Origin of the sequence: Pseudanabaena minima str. Chao 2107, assembly GCF_051131155.1 — a bacterium.
In the GTDB taxonomy this organism is placed as follows: Bacteria; Cyanobacteriota; Cyanobacteriia; order Pseudanabaenales; family Pseudanabaenaceae; genus Pseudanabaena; species Pseudanabaena minima.
The window spans coordinates 3,341,023-3,356,223 of record NZ_CP159508.1 but is presented as its reverse complement, the minus strand read 5'-3'; the positions used below and the strand labels follow the sequence as shown (position 1 = coordinate 3,356,223).

The following is a 15,201-nucleotide window of genomic DNA, read 5'->3' as shown; positions in this document are numbered from 1 at the left end:
CCGCAATTCTTACGGGATATTATTGTCGCGCATTTTCACCAAGTTTAGAGTTTTCAGCGCCGCAGGCGCTGAAAACTCTAACGCTATGCAATTTCGATAAAAGTGGCACTCATGACTAGGGTTACGCCAATTAATAACCAAATAATTGACATATATTCAGGACTGATAAAGCTATTCCCCAATTGCATCAAGGCGATCGCCATGCCCGTCATACTCGCGAGCATAATCGCCCATAGCCAATGCAAACGAACGCGACTAGATCGTTTCTTGGATTTTTTTAAGAGTTTTGGGTATGCAGTTGGCAGATAAACCTGAGTCTGTGGCGATCGCTTTGTCATTGAACGATGATCAATAACTTGAGTCGAGACTATAGATTTTGAAGACTTTGGTAATATTTTGTTAGGAATTGGGTGAGTAATATTTTGACTAAATCTTGACTTTAGCTGTCTGCGTCTCTGATATATGCGGTTTTCAATTTTCTTAAGCCGCAGCCAAAATAGTAACAACAGCGTAATTGCGATTGAGCCGAGAGCGATCGCCAACTTAACTAAAAAAAGCAGCAAGTCTATGTTTTCTTGAAGGGATAAAACAATTGCCATATATGCTGCAATCAAGCCAAATTGCGGATGTACTAGATAACATTGTTTCATCTCATTCTAAAAATCACGAACTAGAAATCATCAGCAAAATTGTCATCAAAAACATGACAATAAACGCAGAACCAGATTTTTGCTGGTAAACCAGCAAAAATCTGGTTCTGCGTTTATTGAGGCTTTAAATAGCCGAGAAATAATTTTAAAAGCTCGAAACTTTGGCTTAAGTTTGGCTGCTTAAATAAGTCAATTCTACATTTGGGGCAAGGGTAATCACATCACCATTACGCAAATCATAGGAAGAGGCGACTTTCATATGATGATTAATAATTACGCCATTGACACTGGGCTTGCCAGAAAGATCACCATCAATAATCCGATACAAATAGCGCCCTCCCTCTCCAGGTACACGCAGCAACACCGCATGTTGACGAGAAACAAAACGCGAATAAAGCTGAATATTATTATTCACATCCCGCCCAATCGTATACTTTAAGCCATCAAGTGCGAGTTTTCTACTACCTCTCGCATCTGTGATTAATAGCGTGTGACTAACGTGTATTTCGCTCATTAGCTCACCAAAAAAAGAAGTAGATGTGGCTTACCAGCGAAAAGTATATGCTACTGGTAGGCATTTGGTTTAATCTCGCTCTACTTTACTCTACAAACGGATTGAATTTATAGAGTTTTTCCCAAGAGTTCGTGAATCTATGCACTTTATGTATCATTGGTGCAGTTTAGATATGTGCATTCAAATAACATAATTAAACATAATTAAAACTTAGCGTTTAAGTTACCTTGTTTTCAAATTAACTTTGGTGCAAGATACAGAATATGCACTTCAGGTGCAAAGGTGACAATATCACCGTCTTGCAGATCGTAGGAAGAAACTTTGCGGATCGCGTTTAAGACAATCCCATTTTTACTGAGTTTACCAGAAGCACTACCATCAATAATCCGATAAGTATCAAGGCGATCGCGATGATGCACCTTTCGCAAGATGGCATGATATCGCGAAACAAAGTCGGAGTTAAGGTGTACGGTGTTATCAGTTTCACGACCGATTGTATATTGATTAGCAACTAGCTTCATCTTGCGAGTTCCACTGTTGTCAGTTACTACTAATGTGTGGTCAGACGAAAGATTAACGCTGATTTCAGACTCTTCATGAATTGTTCTTGACATATTTTTAGTATTACTCCTTAGTTGAGTTAGCTAGTTAAGCTAGTGTGAGCGCTGATTTGCGCTATCTATCTTAAGCCGCCTATTTTAATAAAATGTCACTAAGAGACTTGCATAAACTTGCATAAAAATAAAATGCCGATCTGCTAGGAAATAATTTGTGTAATTGGTGCATTATTAAAATCTAAGTCCCCAACGCAACCTTACTAATATTTTCTTCGTTTAACTTAATCTTTAGCCCTTGGTAAAACAAGCATCTTTAGGGGGAGGGTAAAATACTTAGAATTCTGCAAGCTGGTAAAGAGTCTATTTTTGTGGGGTGGCTTTGCCACCCCACAAAAATAGACTCTTTATTTTACCGTGTGTTCCTAATCCTAATTCACAAAAGTGAAACAGCATTTTTGTGAATTGAAAACCAAATCCAGTAAGCATTTTAAAAGCTAAAAATGGCATTGTCATTTTTAGCTTTGGTATTACTTGCCTATACAATAGGCAGTTAAAACCTGCTATATCGGAGAAATATTTTAGTGGATGTTACGGAGATCGCACGCCAGACCCAGATTTTATCTCAGCGCCTGAGCATTGCTCAGGACTATCTTTGACGTACCTGCGATCGCGGCAAAAATTAGTGACCTTGAACAAACTGCTGCTCAACCTGAATTTTGGGAAAATAGTGACCAAGCCCAAAAAACAATGCGTGAGCTAGACTCGCTGAAGTCTTACCTCGAAAAATTCGATCGCTGGCATCAAACTATCGAAAATCTGGAAGCGATCGCCGAACTGTTGCTCCTTGAGGATGATCCGTCTCTCGTAAGTGAAGCCAAACAAAGCCTGAGCCAAATGCTGCAAGAGATGGATCGTTGGGATCTCGAACAGTTGCTGTCAGGAACCTATGACAAATACGATGCAATTTTAACGATAAATGCAGGTGCTGGTGGTACTGACTCCCAAGACTGGACGGAGATGCTCTTACGGATGTATACCCGTTTTTGTGAGTCCCAAGGCTACAAAGTGGAGATTTCAGAAATTTCAGAAGGTGAAGAGGCGGGAATTAAGTCCGTAACTTTGCTAGTACATGGACGCTATGCCTATGGTTATCTCGCTCCTGAGAAAGGCACACATCGCCTTGTGCGGATTTCACCTTTTAATGCCAATGACAAGCGCCAAACTAGTTTTGCTGGCGTAGAAGTAATGCCACTACTAGAAGAGGATATCGATCTCGATATTGATCCCAAAGAACTAGAAATTACGACAACAAGAGCAGGCGGCAAAGGTGGGCAAAACGTCAACAAAGTGGAAACGGCGGTACGAATTACCCATTTACCCACAGGAATTTCAGTACGCTGTACGCAAGAGCGATCGCAATTACAAAACAAAGAAAATGCGATGCGCTTGTTGAAAGCTAAGTTATTGATTATCGCCCAAGAGCAACGCGCCCAGAAAATCGCCGATATTCGGGGAGATATGGTGGAAGCAGCTTGGGGTAACCAAATTCGCAACTATGTGTTTCATCCTTACCAATTAGTTAAGGATTTACGCACAGGTGAAGAAACTACGAATATTCAAAACGTGATGGATGGCGATCTTGAGCCTTTCATTCAGTCATATTTGCGGCAACAAAATCAGCCTATTTGAGTCATTATTTTTAGATATAGGGACACGCGATTTAATAATTTGTAGTAGCGAGGCGAAGCCTTGCTACTACAAATTATTAAATCGCAGAACCCTAAAAGATTACGTCCTTAGTATTTTTGGCGATTAATGGCGATTGATTATGAATAGTTGGCATCAGAGACATTTGGTTTATTTAAAGCGATCTGCAAACAAACCAACCCAAAATCTAGATTTAACATCAGATCAAAGCGGTGTTAAAAATCATTTCAAAAAATATCTAGGTCAGAGCATAGGCACAGTCAGCTTATTTGGTCTATGCATGGTTATAGGGATAATTATTGAGCCGATGATCAGTGGTAATCGCATATTTGTATTTGCTGAAAACTGCGTGAAACCATCATCTTTACAAAATTTCCTCACCAAAGTTACCTTTGGCGAAGACCATATTGATCGCTATGCCGCCGCCGCTAATGCGATCGAAAATAAACGTTTGGAAATTTTTCGAGCTGCTAAGAGCAATCCTAATTGGAGTACTGTCGCAAATCTTGCCGAATCGAAACAAACTAAGGTTTGTGACCTTACTGCTCCACCAGAGTTTTTGCAAACTCTCTGTGACCAGTTACGCAGCTATAGCGAAGAAGAAATTTGCCGTCATGGATTTACTGCTAGAGAGTTTAATCAAATTACGCTAGAGCAGAAACAAAATCCACAACTGAGAAGCCTAATCCAAAGCAAGCAAATTCAACTAAGAGGCGGCAGATAAAAAATAAAAAATAACAAACAAAAAAACGAGAAGTATCACTTCTCGTTTTTTTTGTGGCGAGATTTGGGTTGTTTGCTAAAACGTCCAAAATCGTCTATAAGAAACAAGGCAAAATCAGACATCTATGGCAATGGTGATGATTATTTTTTCTTGTCCTATTGACAATGGTCACTTACAGTCTATAATCCCTCCATTGTTTAGTATGCCCAGTGCTACAAAAGCTACAAAACTCATAAAGACACGCTTATGTTCGGCTTAAAATTTGGCGGAAAGTCTAAGAAAGGCATCGGAATCGAAATCACTTCCGAGAAAGTAAACCTAGTTCAATTGCGCCGCAAGGGGCAATCTTCTTACAAGCTAGTGACGTATGGTAGCGTCGAGCTTCCTGAAGGCACTGTTGAAGAAGGTCGCATTCTCGATCCTGTAGCGCTGGGAGAAGTTATTCGCAGTTTGCTAGCGGACAAAAAAATAAAAGTTAAGAAGGCGGCAACAGCACTACCTGGTCGCGAGACAGTGAGTCGCTTGATTCGTCTACCTGCGGAAATTCCTGATCTAGAATTGCGCGAAATGGTTCTTAATCAAGAAGCTAGTCTGTACTTACCTTTTCCTCGCGAAGATGCCGATGTGGACTATCAAAAGTTGGGTACATCTCTGGATGACGATGGTATCGAGCGGATTGAGATTCTGATGGTGGCAACGCCGAAAGAAGTTACAGATAGTTATATGCAGGCTTTAGAAATAGCACAGCTACAGGTTGATGTTGTTGAAGTTAGTAGTTTTGCCCTCATTCGTGCCATGCATAATGAGCTAGCGAGATTTAGTACTTTAGCGGAAGCTGTAGCGATCGTAGATATCGAGTATGAAGCGACAGAAATTACAGTAACAGTCGATGGGGTTCCACAATTTTCGCGGACTTTCCCAATTGGCACTGCTCAAATCCAGAATGCTCAATTGCGTGCTATCAACTTACCTCCACGACGGACAACGGATATGGAGATGTTGAGTTCAACTGTTGTGCCTGTTCAGTCCATGGATACGGCAAGTCTCGCAGGTGGTGGTGGAACTCCCGGTGATGCTGCAATTATGAGGGTTGTTGGCGATCTCTCCGATGAACTAAGACGCTCAATTGACTTCTATACTAGTCAGTCTCCTGGATCGGATGTTGTACAGTTACTGATTGCAGGACCTGGTGCTTGTATTGGTCAGTTAAATGAGTTCTTCAGTCAACGTCTTGGTATTGCTGCTGTGGCAGTTGATCCACTTACTGCTGTTGGTGTAACTGTTGATGGTGATATTCCCATCCAGGAACGCATGGCGATGTCTGTCGCTCTAGGTCTAGGTTTGAGGGAGGTTTAAAAAGTCTTATGTATACACTTGATATTAATTTTTTAAGCGATCGCATTGCGGATGAAGCGCAATCAGCAGAACGTCAACCGATCGCTGATTCCCAGTTTTTAGTCTATGGTGGTGCGGCGGCTGTAGTTGCCTTTGCCATAGTTGGCGGTGCATTTCTTGTTCTAAATGCACAAAATGAAGGTATTCAAAGTGAACTTTCTGCTTTAAGTGCTAAGGAGTCACAACTAAACAGTCAACTTACAGCTTTGAAGGCTCAAGAAACTGAATTGCAGGCGATTGAAGCTAGAACTGGAGAACTAGTAAATCTGTTTGTTGGTAATTTCCCTGTGAGTGCGATCGCTGATGACATTAGAAAACGTACTCCCATTACAGTTCAAGTAGATGCGATTACGCAAGCTTCAGTTGCAGCAACGGCTACGGAGCGTGCAAAAAACACAATCTCTCTGACAGGCAAGGCAACTAGCTACAATGAACTAAATGATTTTCTATTGTTACTTAAAGCATCGCCTTTACTAGAGGATAAAGACACCGTATTAGTCTCATCAGCTTTGCAACCAGCAACTTCTGATAAAAACTTTAACTTGGTCAACTTCCAAATCATTACAGCTACTACCTCAAAAAGCCCTGCGGATATCTTGCCTGACCTCCAAAAGACAGGAGCCGATGGGTTAGTTACCAGAGTTAATTTATTAAAGCAACAGGGAGTAATCAAATAAAATGGCAAACGTTGGAGCTGCTTCAGGAATTGAAGAAGTTGGAGGTGGTGTAACTCTATTTGGTATCACCTTTACCTCAAAGATTTTAGGAATCTTAATCGGCGTTGGTGGCGTTGCTCTGGCTGCTTATGTGGCTAGTACCTATGTAATGCCAATCTGGGACTCAGTGCAGTCTGGGCAACAAAACATTGCAACAAAAAAGACCAATGTTACGACGTTGGAAGGGCAAGTGGCAAGTAAAGGCAATATTGCTCAAAGAATTGAGGCTGCAAATCAGCAGAATAAATTTGTTCTATCGCTTTTGCCAAATGTAGATAATATTGATACACTAATCCGCGATATTCAGGAGCAGATTCCCAAAACAATTGTGATTGCTCTACCTCCAGATTTTTCCTATGAATTAGCAGGAACTCTAAGGACTTTTCAACCCACAGCTCCAGTTATAGGAACGCAGTATAATACCTACTCTTTTACAGTTGGGTTTGATGGCAAGTTTGAAGATGTGTTGAATACAATTCAGAGGATTGAGCGATTAAGACCTTTGCTAATTGTCAAAGATTTAAAACTAACTAAGAAGGCTTTACCAACTACTACTTTTAAGTTTTCACGCCCGATCGCTGCTGGCAAAGAAAAAGACATTTTGGATAGCTTACCGCCATTAATTGGAGCAGATTTTACTCTGCAAGCTTTTGTGCCAAAAACTGAAGAAGAGCTTAAAGCTGCTGCTGCTGCGCCACCAAAATAGATGTTAACAAGGGGCTTAAGCCCCTTGTTGTATTGACTGATTAATGATAGCCCTAACTTGCAGTCATATTATTTTTTTTGATTTAAAAATGACAAAGTGTGGTATAATCTCGCACCATAATCGCGTCAATTCTGTCTTGGTTATGTCGTTCTTTTAGTTAGGGCATGTTCAAGTTTCTACAGATTACTACAAAGATTAAGTGTATTGAGTTCCGTGAGGAACAAGAGGAGTGTAATTATGAATGCTAAATTGAATGATAGGTTGAATGCGAATTTGAATGGTAAGTCCTTGGCTTGCTGGTTTCTGATTGCTGCGAGTTGCCCACAGGTTTTGGCGATCGCACCTAGCCAAGCACAAAATGCTACCCAAAATACTGTTTCTGCAAATCAAGCTGATGTAGTAGCGGTAGCGAGTCGGATTACTGACATTAATACCAGTGTGACTGATGATCGACTCAACCTCACTTTGAACTTTGCCAGTAGCGATCGCCCCCAAGTTACCTATACCAAGCAAGGTAAGGCATGGGTAGCAGTATTAAATGGCGCACAGTTACAATTGGGTAATGGTAATGCTAGCTATGCGAAGGCTAATCCTGCACCAGGAATTACAGCGATCGAAGCTACACAATATGCTGCGAATAAAGTTCGTATTCGTGTGACTGCTAATGATCCAGAGATGCTTAAGGATTTGATCAAGCGCCAAGATACTGGCGATAGCCTAGTATTTAGCTTAGAGATGCAACCTTCCGCAACACAAGCTAGTACGATTTCTGCGGTAAATGCGCCTGAAGCTGGAGTCGTCAATAAAAATAATTCTGCAAATGTTTCTGATTCAGATCGCGTTTTAATTGCTCAAAATACCACTAGTTCTTCTGTCGGTAAGCCATTATTTGAGCCAAAGGTGACAATCACTAATCCTGATGGAAAGACTCGCGTGGCACAAAATACTGGCTCCAATACTGTAATGCCACCTGTTGCGAATCCAGTAACTCCACAATTGCCAGGTCGAGTACCTGGCGTTGTCCCTCCTTTCCGCCAAATCAAGACTCCACCTGTTGGTGATATCGCGACAACAACAACTAAACTCCGTCCTGATATTGTTGAGCTTGGTACGGCTGAACGTGTACCAAGAATTACCTTGCGTGATGCTCCTGCAATCGAAGTTCTAACTCTGATTGGTCGTGTTGCTGGATTAAGTGTGGTCTCTGCCGAAGCCCCAACAACTGGTACTACTGGTGCTGCTGCACCTGCTGAAGCAAGTAGTGGTGCAACAGGGCTAAAGCAACCAGTCAGTCTCTCAATTGAGAATGAGACTGCTCAGGATGTGTTCAATAACGTATTGAGGATTTCTGGACTAGAAGCTAATCGGATTGGTCAGACCATCTTTGTGGCAACAAAACTTCCTGTAACACTAAAGAACCTAGTCAGCAAGAGTTATCGACTCAATCAAATAACGACTGGTGAAGCATCAGCTTACTTGATTGGTTTAGGTGCTTCTCGCGTTGTCAGTCGTCAACGCCCTATTCCTGGTGTGCAGACAGCTACAATCGGTACTGCTGCTCAGGCGATCATCAACGTTACTACTGAAGCTGTTCCCACTCTAGAGACTGTTAGCATTACTCCTGAATCTGGCGCAACTCCATTGCTGAAAGGCTTACAGGTAATTGCAGAAGAGCGGTCTAACTCTATAACTTTGGTCGGCTCACCTAAGCAAGTAGAGTATGCTGAAGCGCAACTTGCAAGGCTAGACCTGCGTAAACGTCAAGTTATGGTTAACGTAAGAGTACTAGAAGTTGCAATTAACAATGGTCAAACTCTTTCGGGTGGATTTACCACAACTGGTGGAAACCCAACCATTACCCAAGGTCTCAGCGTTGATAGTACTAACACTTTAGGGATTTCTCTCAGCAGTAATAATCCGATAACACTACCTACATCATTCATCGCTTCGCTGACAGCATCAATTAGGAATGGAAGTGCTAAAGTAATTACTGATCCTAATCTAACTGTCCAAGAAGGTGAGACCGCAACGATCGCGTTGACAGATCAAGTTGTCAATAACATTACTTCTACTGTTACTGCCGCAACTACCCCTGGAACCGCAGCCACTACCACAACTACAGCAACTTTTGCTCAAGTTGGGTTAACTCTTGCTATTCAAATCGAGAGAATTGATGATAATGGCTTTATCAATTTGTCGGTGTCTCCAAGAATATCCACACCTTTAAATGCTGTTCCTCTAACTTCCTCTGCTGGTACTAATTTTGTAGTTCCAATTTCTGAGCGCGTCTTGAACTCTGGTCGAATTCGATTACGTGATGCTCAAACACTGGTGTTGTCAGGCGTTATTCGTGATTCAGATTCAGAGTCGGTGCAGAAAGTTCCTGTTCTTGGTGACATCCCAATTATCGGAGCTTTGTTTAGAAGAACTGTCACCAGTAATAGTCGAAGCGAAGTGATCATTGTCGTCACTCCTCGTATTATTGATGATAGTCAGGATGCAACTTGGGGTTATACCTATCAACCAGGTCCAGAAACTCAGAAAGTTCTAGACAGCAATCAACGCAAGGTTCAATAAACTTTTATATTTCCCTTCTTCATTTACACTCCCTTCTTCACAGCCTTGGAAATATTTCCAAGGCTGTTTTTATTTTTTGTAGGGGCTTAGCATTCCCGTCGCAATTCATAAATTTTCAGATCACCTTAATTCGGGAATGCTAAGCCCTAACCTCGCAACGCAGGGACAATATTAGTGAAAGCGCAAAGGGTTCAGCATTTGCGTATCGAGATGATGGCGGAGAGTATAAAAATTGTGGCGCAAATGCTAACCCCCTACGGTTCTATTGTTTCAATCTTCAGGTAAATATTGAGGATTCAAAACATCCGATCGCTCAAATGGACAAATTTCTGGAAACACCAAAATATCCAGCCCTGTCTCCTGAGCCGCGATCAATCTCGCATCTTGATAGCATTCTGCAAACACATCTTCAAAATAAGGCTTAAGACTAGGACTCTTTTTGAAAGCCCTAGTTAAACGGAGAGAATGCTCAGTAATAGACGCTTTCCAGCTATTAGTTCTCTTTTGAGGTTGATATTTCCATTTGAGTAGATGCTGCAAAACCCTAATCAAATTACTTTCCAAAGCATCTTTGCGATTATTCCCCATATCTTCAACTTCTTCAGCAAGATTCTCCAAATCCAATTTCTCGATATCTCCTTTGCGTAATAGATTGACAGTTTCCGTCAGCCAAAGATTAAAGTCAGTTTCGTATAAAGCTTTTGCTGTATTCATAAAAAAGTCAGTATATACTTGATCAGGCTACGAGCTATTTTAGCCTAGTAAAAATATTTTTTTGAGCTTGCAAAAAATGTGCGCCACTGTGTCATAATTACAAAGCGTTAAAAAACGCCCTCATGGCTCAGGGGTAGAGCATTCCCTTGGTAAGGGAAAGGTCACGGGTTCAAATCCCGTTGAGGGCTTAATTTACAAGACTCCATGATTTAAATCTGGTGCATAAAGTGCTATAAAACGCTATAAAGTGTCACGATTTGAGTCCTCTGTGAGTCCCCAAAAATCCAAAAAAGGTACTGTTGCGATCGAAGCAAAATCAGGCTACTTACGTTTGCGGTGGCGGTATCTAGGCAAGCAATACAATATTTATACGGGGTTACCTGATGAACCTCTGTTGCGCTCTGTAGCCGAGACTAAGGCAAAGACAATTGCCCTAGATATTTTGTCAGGTAATTTTGATGAAACCCTTGCCAAATACAAACCTAAAAAGCAGGAACCTAAACCACAAGAGCTTGCTACCTTTGAAATTTATCAATCATTTTTAGAATTTAAGCGATCGCAGGTTGTGGCATCCACCATCAAAAAATATGAGTCCTTACTTGAGGACTTAAAACGTGGTTTAACACCTGAAAATATTGTGCAGATTTTGAGCGTGACAAATAATGCGGAGACAGTAAAGCGAAAGCTAGAATGGCTCGATCAGGCTTACCGATGGCATGGTATCCCTAATCCTTTTATCAACACTAAACAAAGACTTAAAATCCCACCTAAATTAAAGCCACGACCTTTCAGTGCCGATGAAGTGCAGTTAATCTTTGAAGGTTTCAAAGAGAAATATCCTCACTACCTTCCCTATGTCCAATTCTGTGTATCCACTGGGGTAAGGCTACAAGAGGTCAATAATTTGAAATGGTCGCAGATATCTGATGATATGACCCGTATCCAAATACTTGATCACAAGCGGAGTAAAACAAGATCCTTTAGACTACCTGATTTAGCAATTGCAGCATTACAAAGTGTGGACCGATCTCATGAATATATATTTACCAGTGCGGAAGGGCATCAGATCAATCATGGCAATTTTAGAAAGCGTTACTGGAAAGATGTACTAGATAGCAAAAAAATAGATTATCGTCGTCCTTATCTATGTAGAAGTACAGCGATTAGCCATGCTTTAAGTAAAGGTGCTAATCCAATGATGGTTGCTGCTGTGACTGGTCACGATGTGCAGACACTCTATAACGAATATGCAGGATTTATTGAATCAAGTCCTAAGATGCCCGATTTGTTCTAGATTTTTCTAGTTTTAAAATCTTTTTGCGCCATTGAGTAAACTGCTCGACTTGATCGACCTCGCATAGCAGCCAATCGTGACATCGGTGAATATTGAAATTTAGTCCAGACTCATCTGTATAGTGAAAATCTTTTGTAAATGGAATCCCCAAATTATTTTTCTTTTGCAGCCTGATCCAACTGCGAATAGTACTTTCTCCTTTATCCAATGCAGCAGCAAGCTTTTGGATTGGGGGAATTTTAGGATCTTCTTTAGACTTAATTGCTTCCAATTGTTTAGAGTGCAATAGAGCCAATTCTTTGAGTTCTTTAATTTCCTTAAGTAAATCTGTAAATTCGGTAGTCATCGTCCTGTCCAAAACAAATAAGCTGTCTTCCTTTTTTTTGCCGCTCCCCTCGATCAAGTCACCCGTGAATGGCAACTTTGGCAGGATGGTTTTCTGGTTGTTACTTGTGAATTGATTTATAAATATCAAATGCTTTGTTAATTTGCTGTTGGCGATCTTTACTACCACCGAGATCGGGGTGAGCTTCTTTTGATAAACGGACATATGCGGCTTTCACTTCAGTAACCGAAGCATCTTGGCTAACCCCTAAAATCTGCCACCATTCAAGCTCAGACGGTAATGCTTGATAGCCCATAAATGCCTGTTGCATACTGCCAACACCCCAGCGATGCATTCCACGCATTGCATCAATATGTTTAGCGATCGCCCAAGTGTTATCAACTACTTTGTCCCAATAATCACAAGCTAGAACCAAATCAATTTTATTAAGCCGAAAGTATACGGCTATGCTTGGATCGTCTGGTTGTCTAAAACTGGCATATGGCAACCCATCTTTACGCAAGGGGATATTGCTAGAAAGAACGACTTGAGAAGCACCCAACAGATCTAGCTGTCTGAATAATTCATCACGGGCATTAGCAAAGGTTCGATCACCTCTTGGAGAAAATCTTGATTTCTGTCTAAATTTGTTACGCTGCCAACCTGCGGGGTAATGCAGTGGATATCTCAGATTGTTCATTTCCATAGAAATTAAATTGTTGAAAATTTTAGTTTTTGGGCAAGACGGCGCTTCGCGCCGCTAATGAAAAATAGTGGTGGCATAGTTAATCTGGAAATAGGGTGAGTTGCCCTTGCCTTTCTTTACTACGCGATCGCCTTAGAGCAGTTTGGTAACCGTCATATCGGGCATGGCAAGGAAAACACCATGCTCTAAGGTTGTCATCTCTGCAATTTTCGGGACGATGATCGAGGTGGGCAACAGTCAAGGTAAATCGGTGCATATGTTCTTTGTAGCTACCATCTGTCATTACCTCAAACCCCTCGCCGTACCAATCGATCTGACCTGTATCAAGTAGCCATTGGCTAAAGTCAATCCAAGAAACACTTGGCTTTCGACATGGACGCTGACAGTTTTGGCAAATCCATTCAGCTTTATCTTTGATGCGGGTAGCGATCGCATCCCAATCACTGGGGTAAAGGCTTCTATTCATTGGCATAGTTTTACTCTTTAATTTTTGTCAATTTTTTTTCGATCTCTTTAATTTCTTTCTCGATCTCTTGCAATCGCTTTCCTGCGGCAAACTGAGTAAGCGCAGATTTATGCTCGTCTTGGTCAACCTTGCCGATGTACCTAGATTTTTTGTCATTTAGCCATTTGTGGGGCTTGTCGCTTTTCCAGACCACTTGATCGAAATTCCGTTTGGACGGTCGCGACTTCTCTAACCAAACTCCTTTCGGGCTAGCACCTGATGATTCAAGAGCGATCGCTTCTTTTTGCAAATCTGCTAAGCTTTCGCGCAAAATCTCAAGCTCTGTTTTGGGAACTTCCACTAGAACGGATACCCTAGTGGGTTCATCCATGCGTAACTTAGCAACGGATAACTTAGGTTCCGAGTCGATTACAACCTCAAGATCGGCGGATTGATCGGCATCGATGCAAGGAAGATTTGCCAGAAATTCCTTAAGCTCGGTAACTGATTTTTGAGGTTTTTTCAGTTCTTTTACGACATCTGGCAATAGCAAAGCGATTGCTTCTGCGATCAATCCACGTTTAGCGTTGATCAGCGCATGAGCCAAGGCATTTACCGCAAATGTTGGCAGATAGCGTCCCGAATAGTGCTTACAGATTGGATTCAGTATTTCAACCAGTTGACTGTGATTCGTTGCCTTTATTACGGGTGTACTGATTTCTAGATTGTGAGAAGTCAAATAGTCATTTTTTTGGATGTTTATGCAGTTCTTAGATAGATGTGTAATTACTCCTTCTTTCCCGTCTATATCAACTACGCGATCGCCTACGGAAAATAAGACGGGTTGAATTAAACGGGGATCTTTCCCATGTCCTGCTAGTAAAGTCATGCAGCACCTCCAAAAAACTTTGTTTTTAATTGCTGTGCTAAATCTGGGTGTGTTGCCCTTAAGTTTTCAATCTTGGTTCTGGCAAAATCAATGTTCTTGTCAGCGATCGCCTGAGCGATCGAGTTTTCTAATCGCCACGGATCTTCTGCTAATGGATCTCGCTTTGGCGTGACTGATGCTCTAAGCTCCAATTCCCACTTTTGCCAATCTGCGGGCTTAAATTTAGAAAAATACGCCTTGCGATCTCGTGGTAGAGATTTCAAAGACTTCAAAACAAAATTCTCAACGGCGGCGCGGGAGAATTGACCATCAATAGGGTTGATCGGATCTTTAGGTGTCTGTACTTCACATGCAATTTCATCAGGTTCTAAATTGTCAGAGATTGCCTTTTGGATTTCAGCGATCGCCTCATCTAAAGAAATATCTGAATTTTCTACAGCGCTTTGCGCCGCTTCTGAATTTTCAAAATTCAAAAAATCGTCCTGATCTGATCTTTCTAATAGATCTAAAGAGATCTTAGAGATCTTAGGGTCGCAGGATTCAGTTATAGCAGAGCTTTCAGCCGTCGCTTGTTGCATGGATGCACTGCTTGTTGCATCAGCGCACTGCTTGTTGCATGGGTGCAACTCCTGTTGCGTGGGTGCAACATCGTTGCATGGGTGCAACACCTCTTCTTGTTGCGTGGGTGCAACATCGTTGCGTGTATGCAACAAACCTTTGCCTTTGATCGAGACATTGGCTATTAGAATCTCTAGGTCGATGTAGCCCTTTGCATCAAGGCTTTTTAATGCGCGGCTTGCAGTCGAGCGATTAATGTCTAAATCTTTGGCGATTTTACTAGCATTGACCTTTACACCCTTACTATAAGGATCGAGCGTGCGGATGTAGTAAAGAACATCTTTTTCGCTTTCGTGTAGCTGTTTGACAGCTTTTAGCCATTCCTCATGTTCTAGTGGATAAAATCTAGCCATTGCTTTTGACCTCACTAGCACAGTCATCGCAATAGTCGAAGTGGTCATCGTCTGCACCAAAGCAGTAAGGTATATCCCGCAGACACAGTTCACAGGTAAAAAACAAACCGTCGCGATCGCAATGCTCAAGATAATTTGGCTTGCATTGACAAGCTACAGACTTGGCTAGGCTGGCAAAATAGCCAGTGGCTTGTAACTGTTCTCTGATGCTAGGAAACTTTGTTAGCATCGCTTTGTCCTCTTACCAACTCTGGGCGATGTGCGAGGAGCGCGATTTCGATATTTTTGTGAGGTTACAACGATTACATAGT

17 protein-coding genes and 1 tRNA gene are annotated in these 15,201 nt (G+C 41.6%); 8 read left to right on the top strand and 10 right to left on the bottom strand.

Annotated features, from left to right (window positions below; all coding sequences use genetic code 11):
- Positions 1 to 83 precede the first annotated feature (83 nt).
- The 3 genes from ABM313_RS15400 to ABM313_RS15390 all read right to left on the bottom strand — a co-directional run bounded on the left by ABM313_RS15400 (position 84) and on the right by ABM313_RS15390 (position 1,778).
- Entirely contained in the window at positions 84 to 650 is a 567-nt protein-coding gene (locus tag ABM313_RS15400) for a hypothetical protein (RefSeq protein ID WP_434684063.1), read from the bottom strand.
- A 166-nt stretch (positions 651 to 816) separates the two neighbouring features.
- Complete coding sequence (locus ABM313_RS15395) at positions 817 to 1,164, bottom strand: FHA domain-containing protein (RefSeq protein ID WP_434684062.1); 348 nt, start codon at positions 1,162 to 1,164, stop codon at positions 817 to 819.
- 233 nt (positions 1,165 to 1,397) lie between these two features.
- Complete coding sequence (locus ABM313_RS15390; RefSeq protein WP_434684061.1) at positions 1,398 to 1,778, bottom strand: FHA domain-containing protein; 381 nt, start codon at positions 1,776 to 1,778, stop codon at positions 1,398 to 1,400.
- A gap of 524 nt (positions 1,779 to 2,302) precedes the next feature.
- Between ABM313_RS15390 and prfB the strand changes: the two genes are divergently transcribed.
- The 6 genes from prfB to ABM313_RS15360 all read left to right on the top strand — a co-directional run bounded on the left by prfB (position 2,303) and on the right by ABM313_RS15360 (position 9,546).
- Positions 2,303 to 3,410 (top strand): peptide chain release factor 2 gene (gene prfB / locus ABM313_RS15385; RefSeq protein WP_434684060.1). Its coding sequence is split into 2 segments (ribosomal slippage): positions 2,303 to 2,374 and positions 2,376 to 3,410, totalling 1,107 coding nucleotides; the frame shifts between segments, so codons are not numbered across the junction.
- 139 nt (positions 3,411 to 3,549) lie between these two features.
- A complete protein-coding gene (locus tag ABM313_RS15380) occupies positions 3,550 to 4,152 on the top strand; it encodes a DUF4168 domain-containing protein (RefSeq protein WP_434684059.1) in 603 nt (200 codons plus the stop codon).
- A gap of 246 nt (positions 4,153 to 4,398) precedes the next feature.
- Complete coding sequence (gene pilM / locus ABM313_RS15375; protein WP_434684057.1) at positions 4,399 to 5,508, top strand: type IV pilus biogenesis protein PilM; 1,110 nt, start codon at positions 4,399 to 4,401, stop codon at positions 5,506 to 5,508.
- An 8-nt stretch (positions 5,509 to 5,516) separates the two neighbouring features.
- Complete coding sequence (locus ABM313_RS15370; protein ID WP_434684056.1) at positions 5,517 to 6,224, top strand: PilN domain-containing protein; 708 nt, start codon at positions 5,517 to 5,519, stop codon at positions 6,222 to 6,224.
- A 1-nt stretch (position 6,225) separates the two neighbouring features.
- Positions 6,226 to 6,969 (top strand): hypothetical protein, encoded by a 744-nt coding sequence (locus ABM313_RS15365; protein ID WP_434684055.1) that lies wholly within the window; start codon positions 6,226 to 6,228, stop codon positions 6,967 to 6,969.
- A gap of 237 nt (positions 6,970 to 7,206) precedes the next feature.
- The gene (locus tag ABM313_RS15360) at positions 7,207 to 9,546 is read left to right on the top strand and encodes a secretin N-terminal domain-containing protein (RefSeq protein WP_434684054.1); all 2,340 of its coding nucleotides are present in this window, start codon (positions 7,207 to 7,209) and stop codon (positions 9,544 to 9,546) included.
- Between the two features lie 270 nt (positions 9,547 to 9,816).
- On the opposite strand, the gene ABM313_RS15355 is transcribed toward ABM313_RS15360, so the two are convergent.
- Positions 9,817 to 10,260, bottom strand: a complete 444-nt coding sequence (locus ABM313_RS15355; protein WP_323261980.1) for a DUF29 domain-containing protein — start codon at positions 10,258 to 10,260, stop codon at positions 9,817 to 9,819.
- 116 nt (positions 10,261 to 10,376) lie between these two features.
- On the opposite strand from ABM313_RS15355, the gene ABM313_RS15350 reads away from it, so the two are divergent.
- Positions 10,377 to 10,448, top strand: a tRNA-Thr gene (locus ABM313_RS15350).
- Positions 10,449 to 10,507: 59 nt separating this feature from the next.
- The gene (locus ABM313_RS15345) at positions 10,508 to 11,554 is read left to right on the top strand and encodes a tyrosine-type recombinase/integrase (protein ID WP_434684053.1); all 1,047 of its coding nucleotides are present in this window, start codon (positions 10,508 to 10,510) and stop codon (positions 11,552 to 11,554) included.
- Here the strand turns inward: ABM313_RS15345 and ABM313_RS15340 are convergent.
- The 6 genes from ABM313_RS15340 to ABM313_RS15315 form a co-directional block, all read right to left on the bottom strand.
- Positions 11,532 to 11,900 (bottom strand): hypothetical protein, encoded by a 369-nt coding sequence (locus tag ABM313_RS15340; RefSeq protein WP_434684052.1) that lies wholly within the window; start codon positions 11,898 to 11,900, stop codon positions 11,532 to 11,534. The genes ABM313_RS15345 and ABM313_RS15340 overlap by 23 nt on opposite strands.
- Positions 11,901 to 12,000: 100 nt before the next feature.
- Positions 12,001 to 12,585 carry a J domain-containing protein gene (locus ABM313_RS15335; RefSeq protein WP_434684051.1) on the bottom strand — a complete coding sequence of 195 codons (585 nt, stop codon included), beginning with the start codon at positions 12,583 to 12,585 and terminating at the stop codon, positions 12,001 to 12,003.
- Between the two features lie 79 nt (positions 12,586 to 12,664).
- A complete protein-coding gene (locus tag ABM313_RS15330) occupies positions 12,665 to 13,051 on the bottom strand; it encodes an HNH endonuclease (protein WP_434684050.1) in 387 nt (128 codons plus the stop codon).
- A gap of 10 nt (positions 13,052 to 13,061) precedes the next feature.
- Complete coding sequence (locus tag ABM313_RS15325; RefSeq protein WP_434684049.1) at positions 13,062 to 13,919, bottom strand: hypothetical protein; 858 nt, start codon at positions 13,917 to 13,919, stop codon at positions 13,062 to 13,064.
- A complete protein-coding gene (locus ABM313_RS15320) occupies positions 13,916 to 14,890 on the bottom strand; it encodes a helix-turn-helix transcriptional regulator (RefSeq protein WP_434684048.1) in 975 nt (324 codons plus the stop codon). The genes ABM313_RS15325 and ABM313_RS15320 overlap by 4 nt, the downstream gene beginning before the upstream one ends.
- Complete coding sequence (locus ABM313_RS15315) at positions 14,883 to 15,119, bottom strand: hypothetical protein (protein ID WP_434684047.1); 237 nt, start codon at positions 15,117 to 15,119, stop codon at positions 14,883 to 14,885. Before ABM313_RS15315 ends, ABM313_RS15320 begins: the two co-directional genes overlap by 8 nt.
- Positions 15,120 to 15,201: the final 82 nt, after the last annotated feature.

Excerpts from the sequence above, each read along its gene's own strand:
- ABM313_RS15400 (WP_434684063.1), bottom strand. The coding sequence starts at position 650 with ATGAAACAATGTTATCTAGTACATCCGCAATTTGGCTTGATTGCAGCA.
- ABM313_RS15395 (WP_434684062.1), bottom strand. The coding sequence starts at position 1,164 with ATGAGCGAAATACACGTTAGTCACACGCTATTAATCACAGATGCGAGA.
- ABM313_RS15390 (WP_434684061.1), bottom strand. The coding sequence starts at position 1,778 with ATGTCAAGAACAATTCATGAAGAGTCTGAAATCAGCGTTAATCTTTCG.
- ABM313_RS15380 (WP_434684059.1), top strand. The coding sequence starts at position 3,550 with ATGAATAGTTGGCATCAGAGACATTTGGTTTATTTAAAGCGATCTGCA.
- pilM (WP_434684057.1), top strand. The coding sequence starts at position 4,399 with ATGTTCGGCTTAAAATTTGGCGGAAAGTCTAAGAAAGGCATCGGAATC.
- ABM313_RS15370 (WP_434684056.1), top strand. The coding sequence starts at position 5,517 with ATGTATACACTTGATATTAATTTTTTAAGCGATCGCATTGCGGATGAA.
- ABM313_RS15365 (WP_434684055.1), top strand. The coding sequence starts at position 6,226 with ATGGCAAACGTTGGAGCTGCTTCAGGAATTGAAGAAGTTGGAGGTGGT.
- ABM313_RS15360 (WP_434684054.1), top strand. The coding sequence starts at position 7,207 with ATGAATGCTAAATTGAATGATAGGTTGAATGCGAATTTGAATGGTAAG.
- ABM313_RS15355 (WP_323261980.1), bottom strand. The coding sequence starts at position 10,260 with ATGAATACAGCAAAAGCTTTATACGAAACTGACTTTAATCTTTGGCTG.
- ABM313_RS15340 (WP_434684052.1), bottom strand. The coding sequence starts at position 11,900 with ATGACTACCGAATTTACAGATTTACTTAAGGAAATTAAAGAACTCAAA.
- ABM313_RS15335 (WP_434684051.1), bottom strand. The coding sequence starts at position 12,585 with ATGGAAATGAACAATCTGAGATATCCACTGCATTACCCCGCAGGTTGG.
- ABM313_RS15330 (WP_434684050.1), bottom strand. The coding sequence starts at position 13,051 with ATGAATAGAAGCCTTTACCCCAGTGATTGGGATGCGATCGCTACCCGC.
- ABM313_RS15325 (WP_434684049.1), bottom strand. The coding sequence starts at position 13,919 with ATGACTTTACTAGCAGGACATGGGAAAGATCCCCGTTTAATTCAACCC.
- ABM313_RS15320 (WP_434684048.1), bottom strand. The coding sequence starts at position 14,890 with ATGGCTAGATTTTATCCACTAGAACATGAGGAATGGCTAAAAGCTGTC.
- ABM313_RS15315 (WP_434684047.1), bottom strand. The coding sequence starts at position 15,119 with ATGCTAACAAAGTTTCCTAGCATCAGAGAACAGTTACAAGCCACTGGC.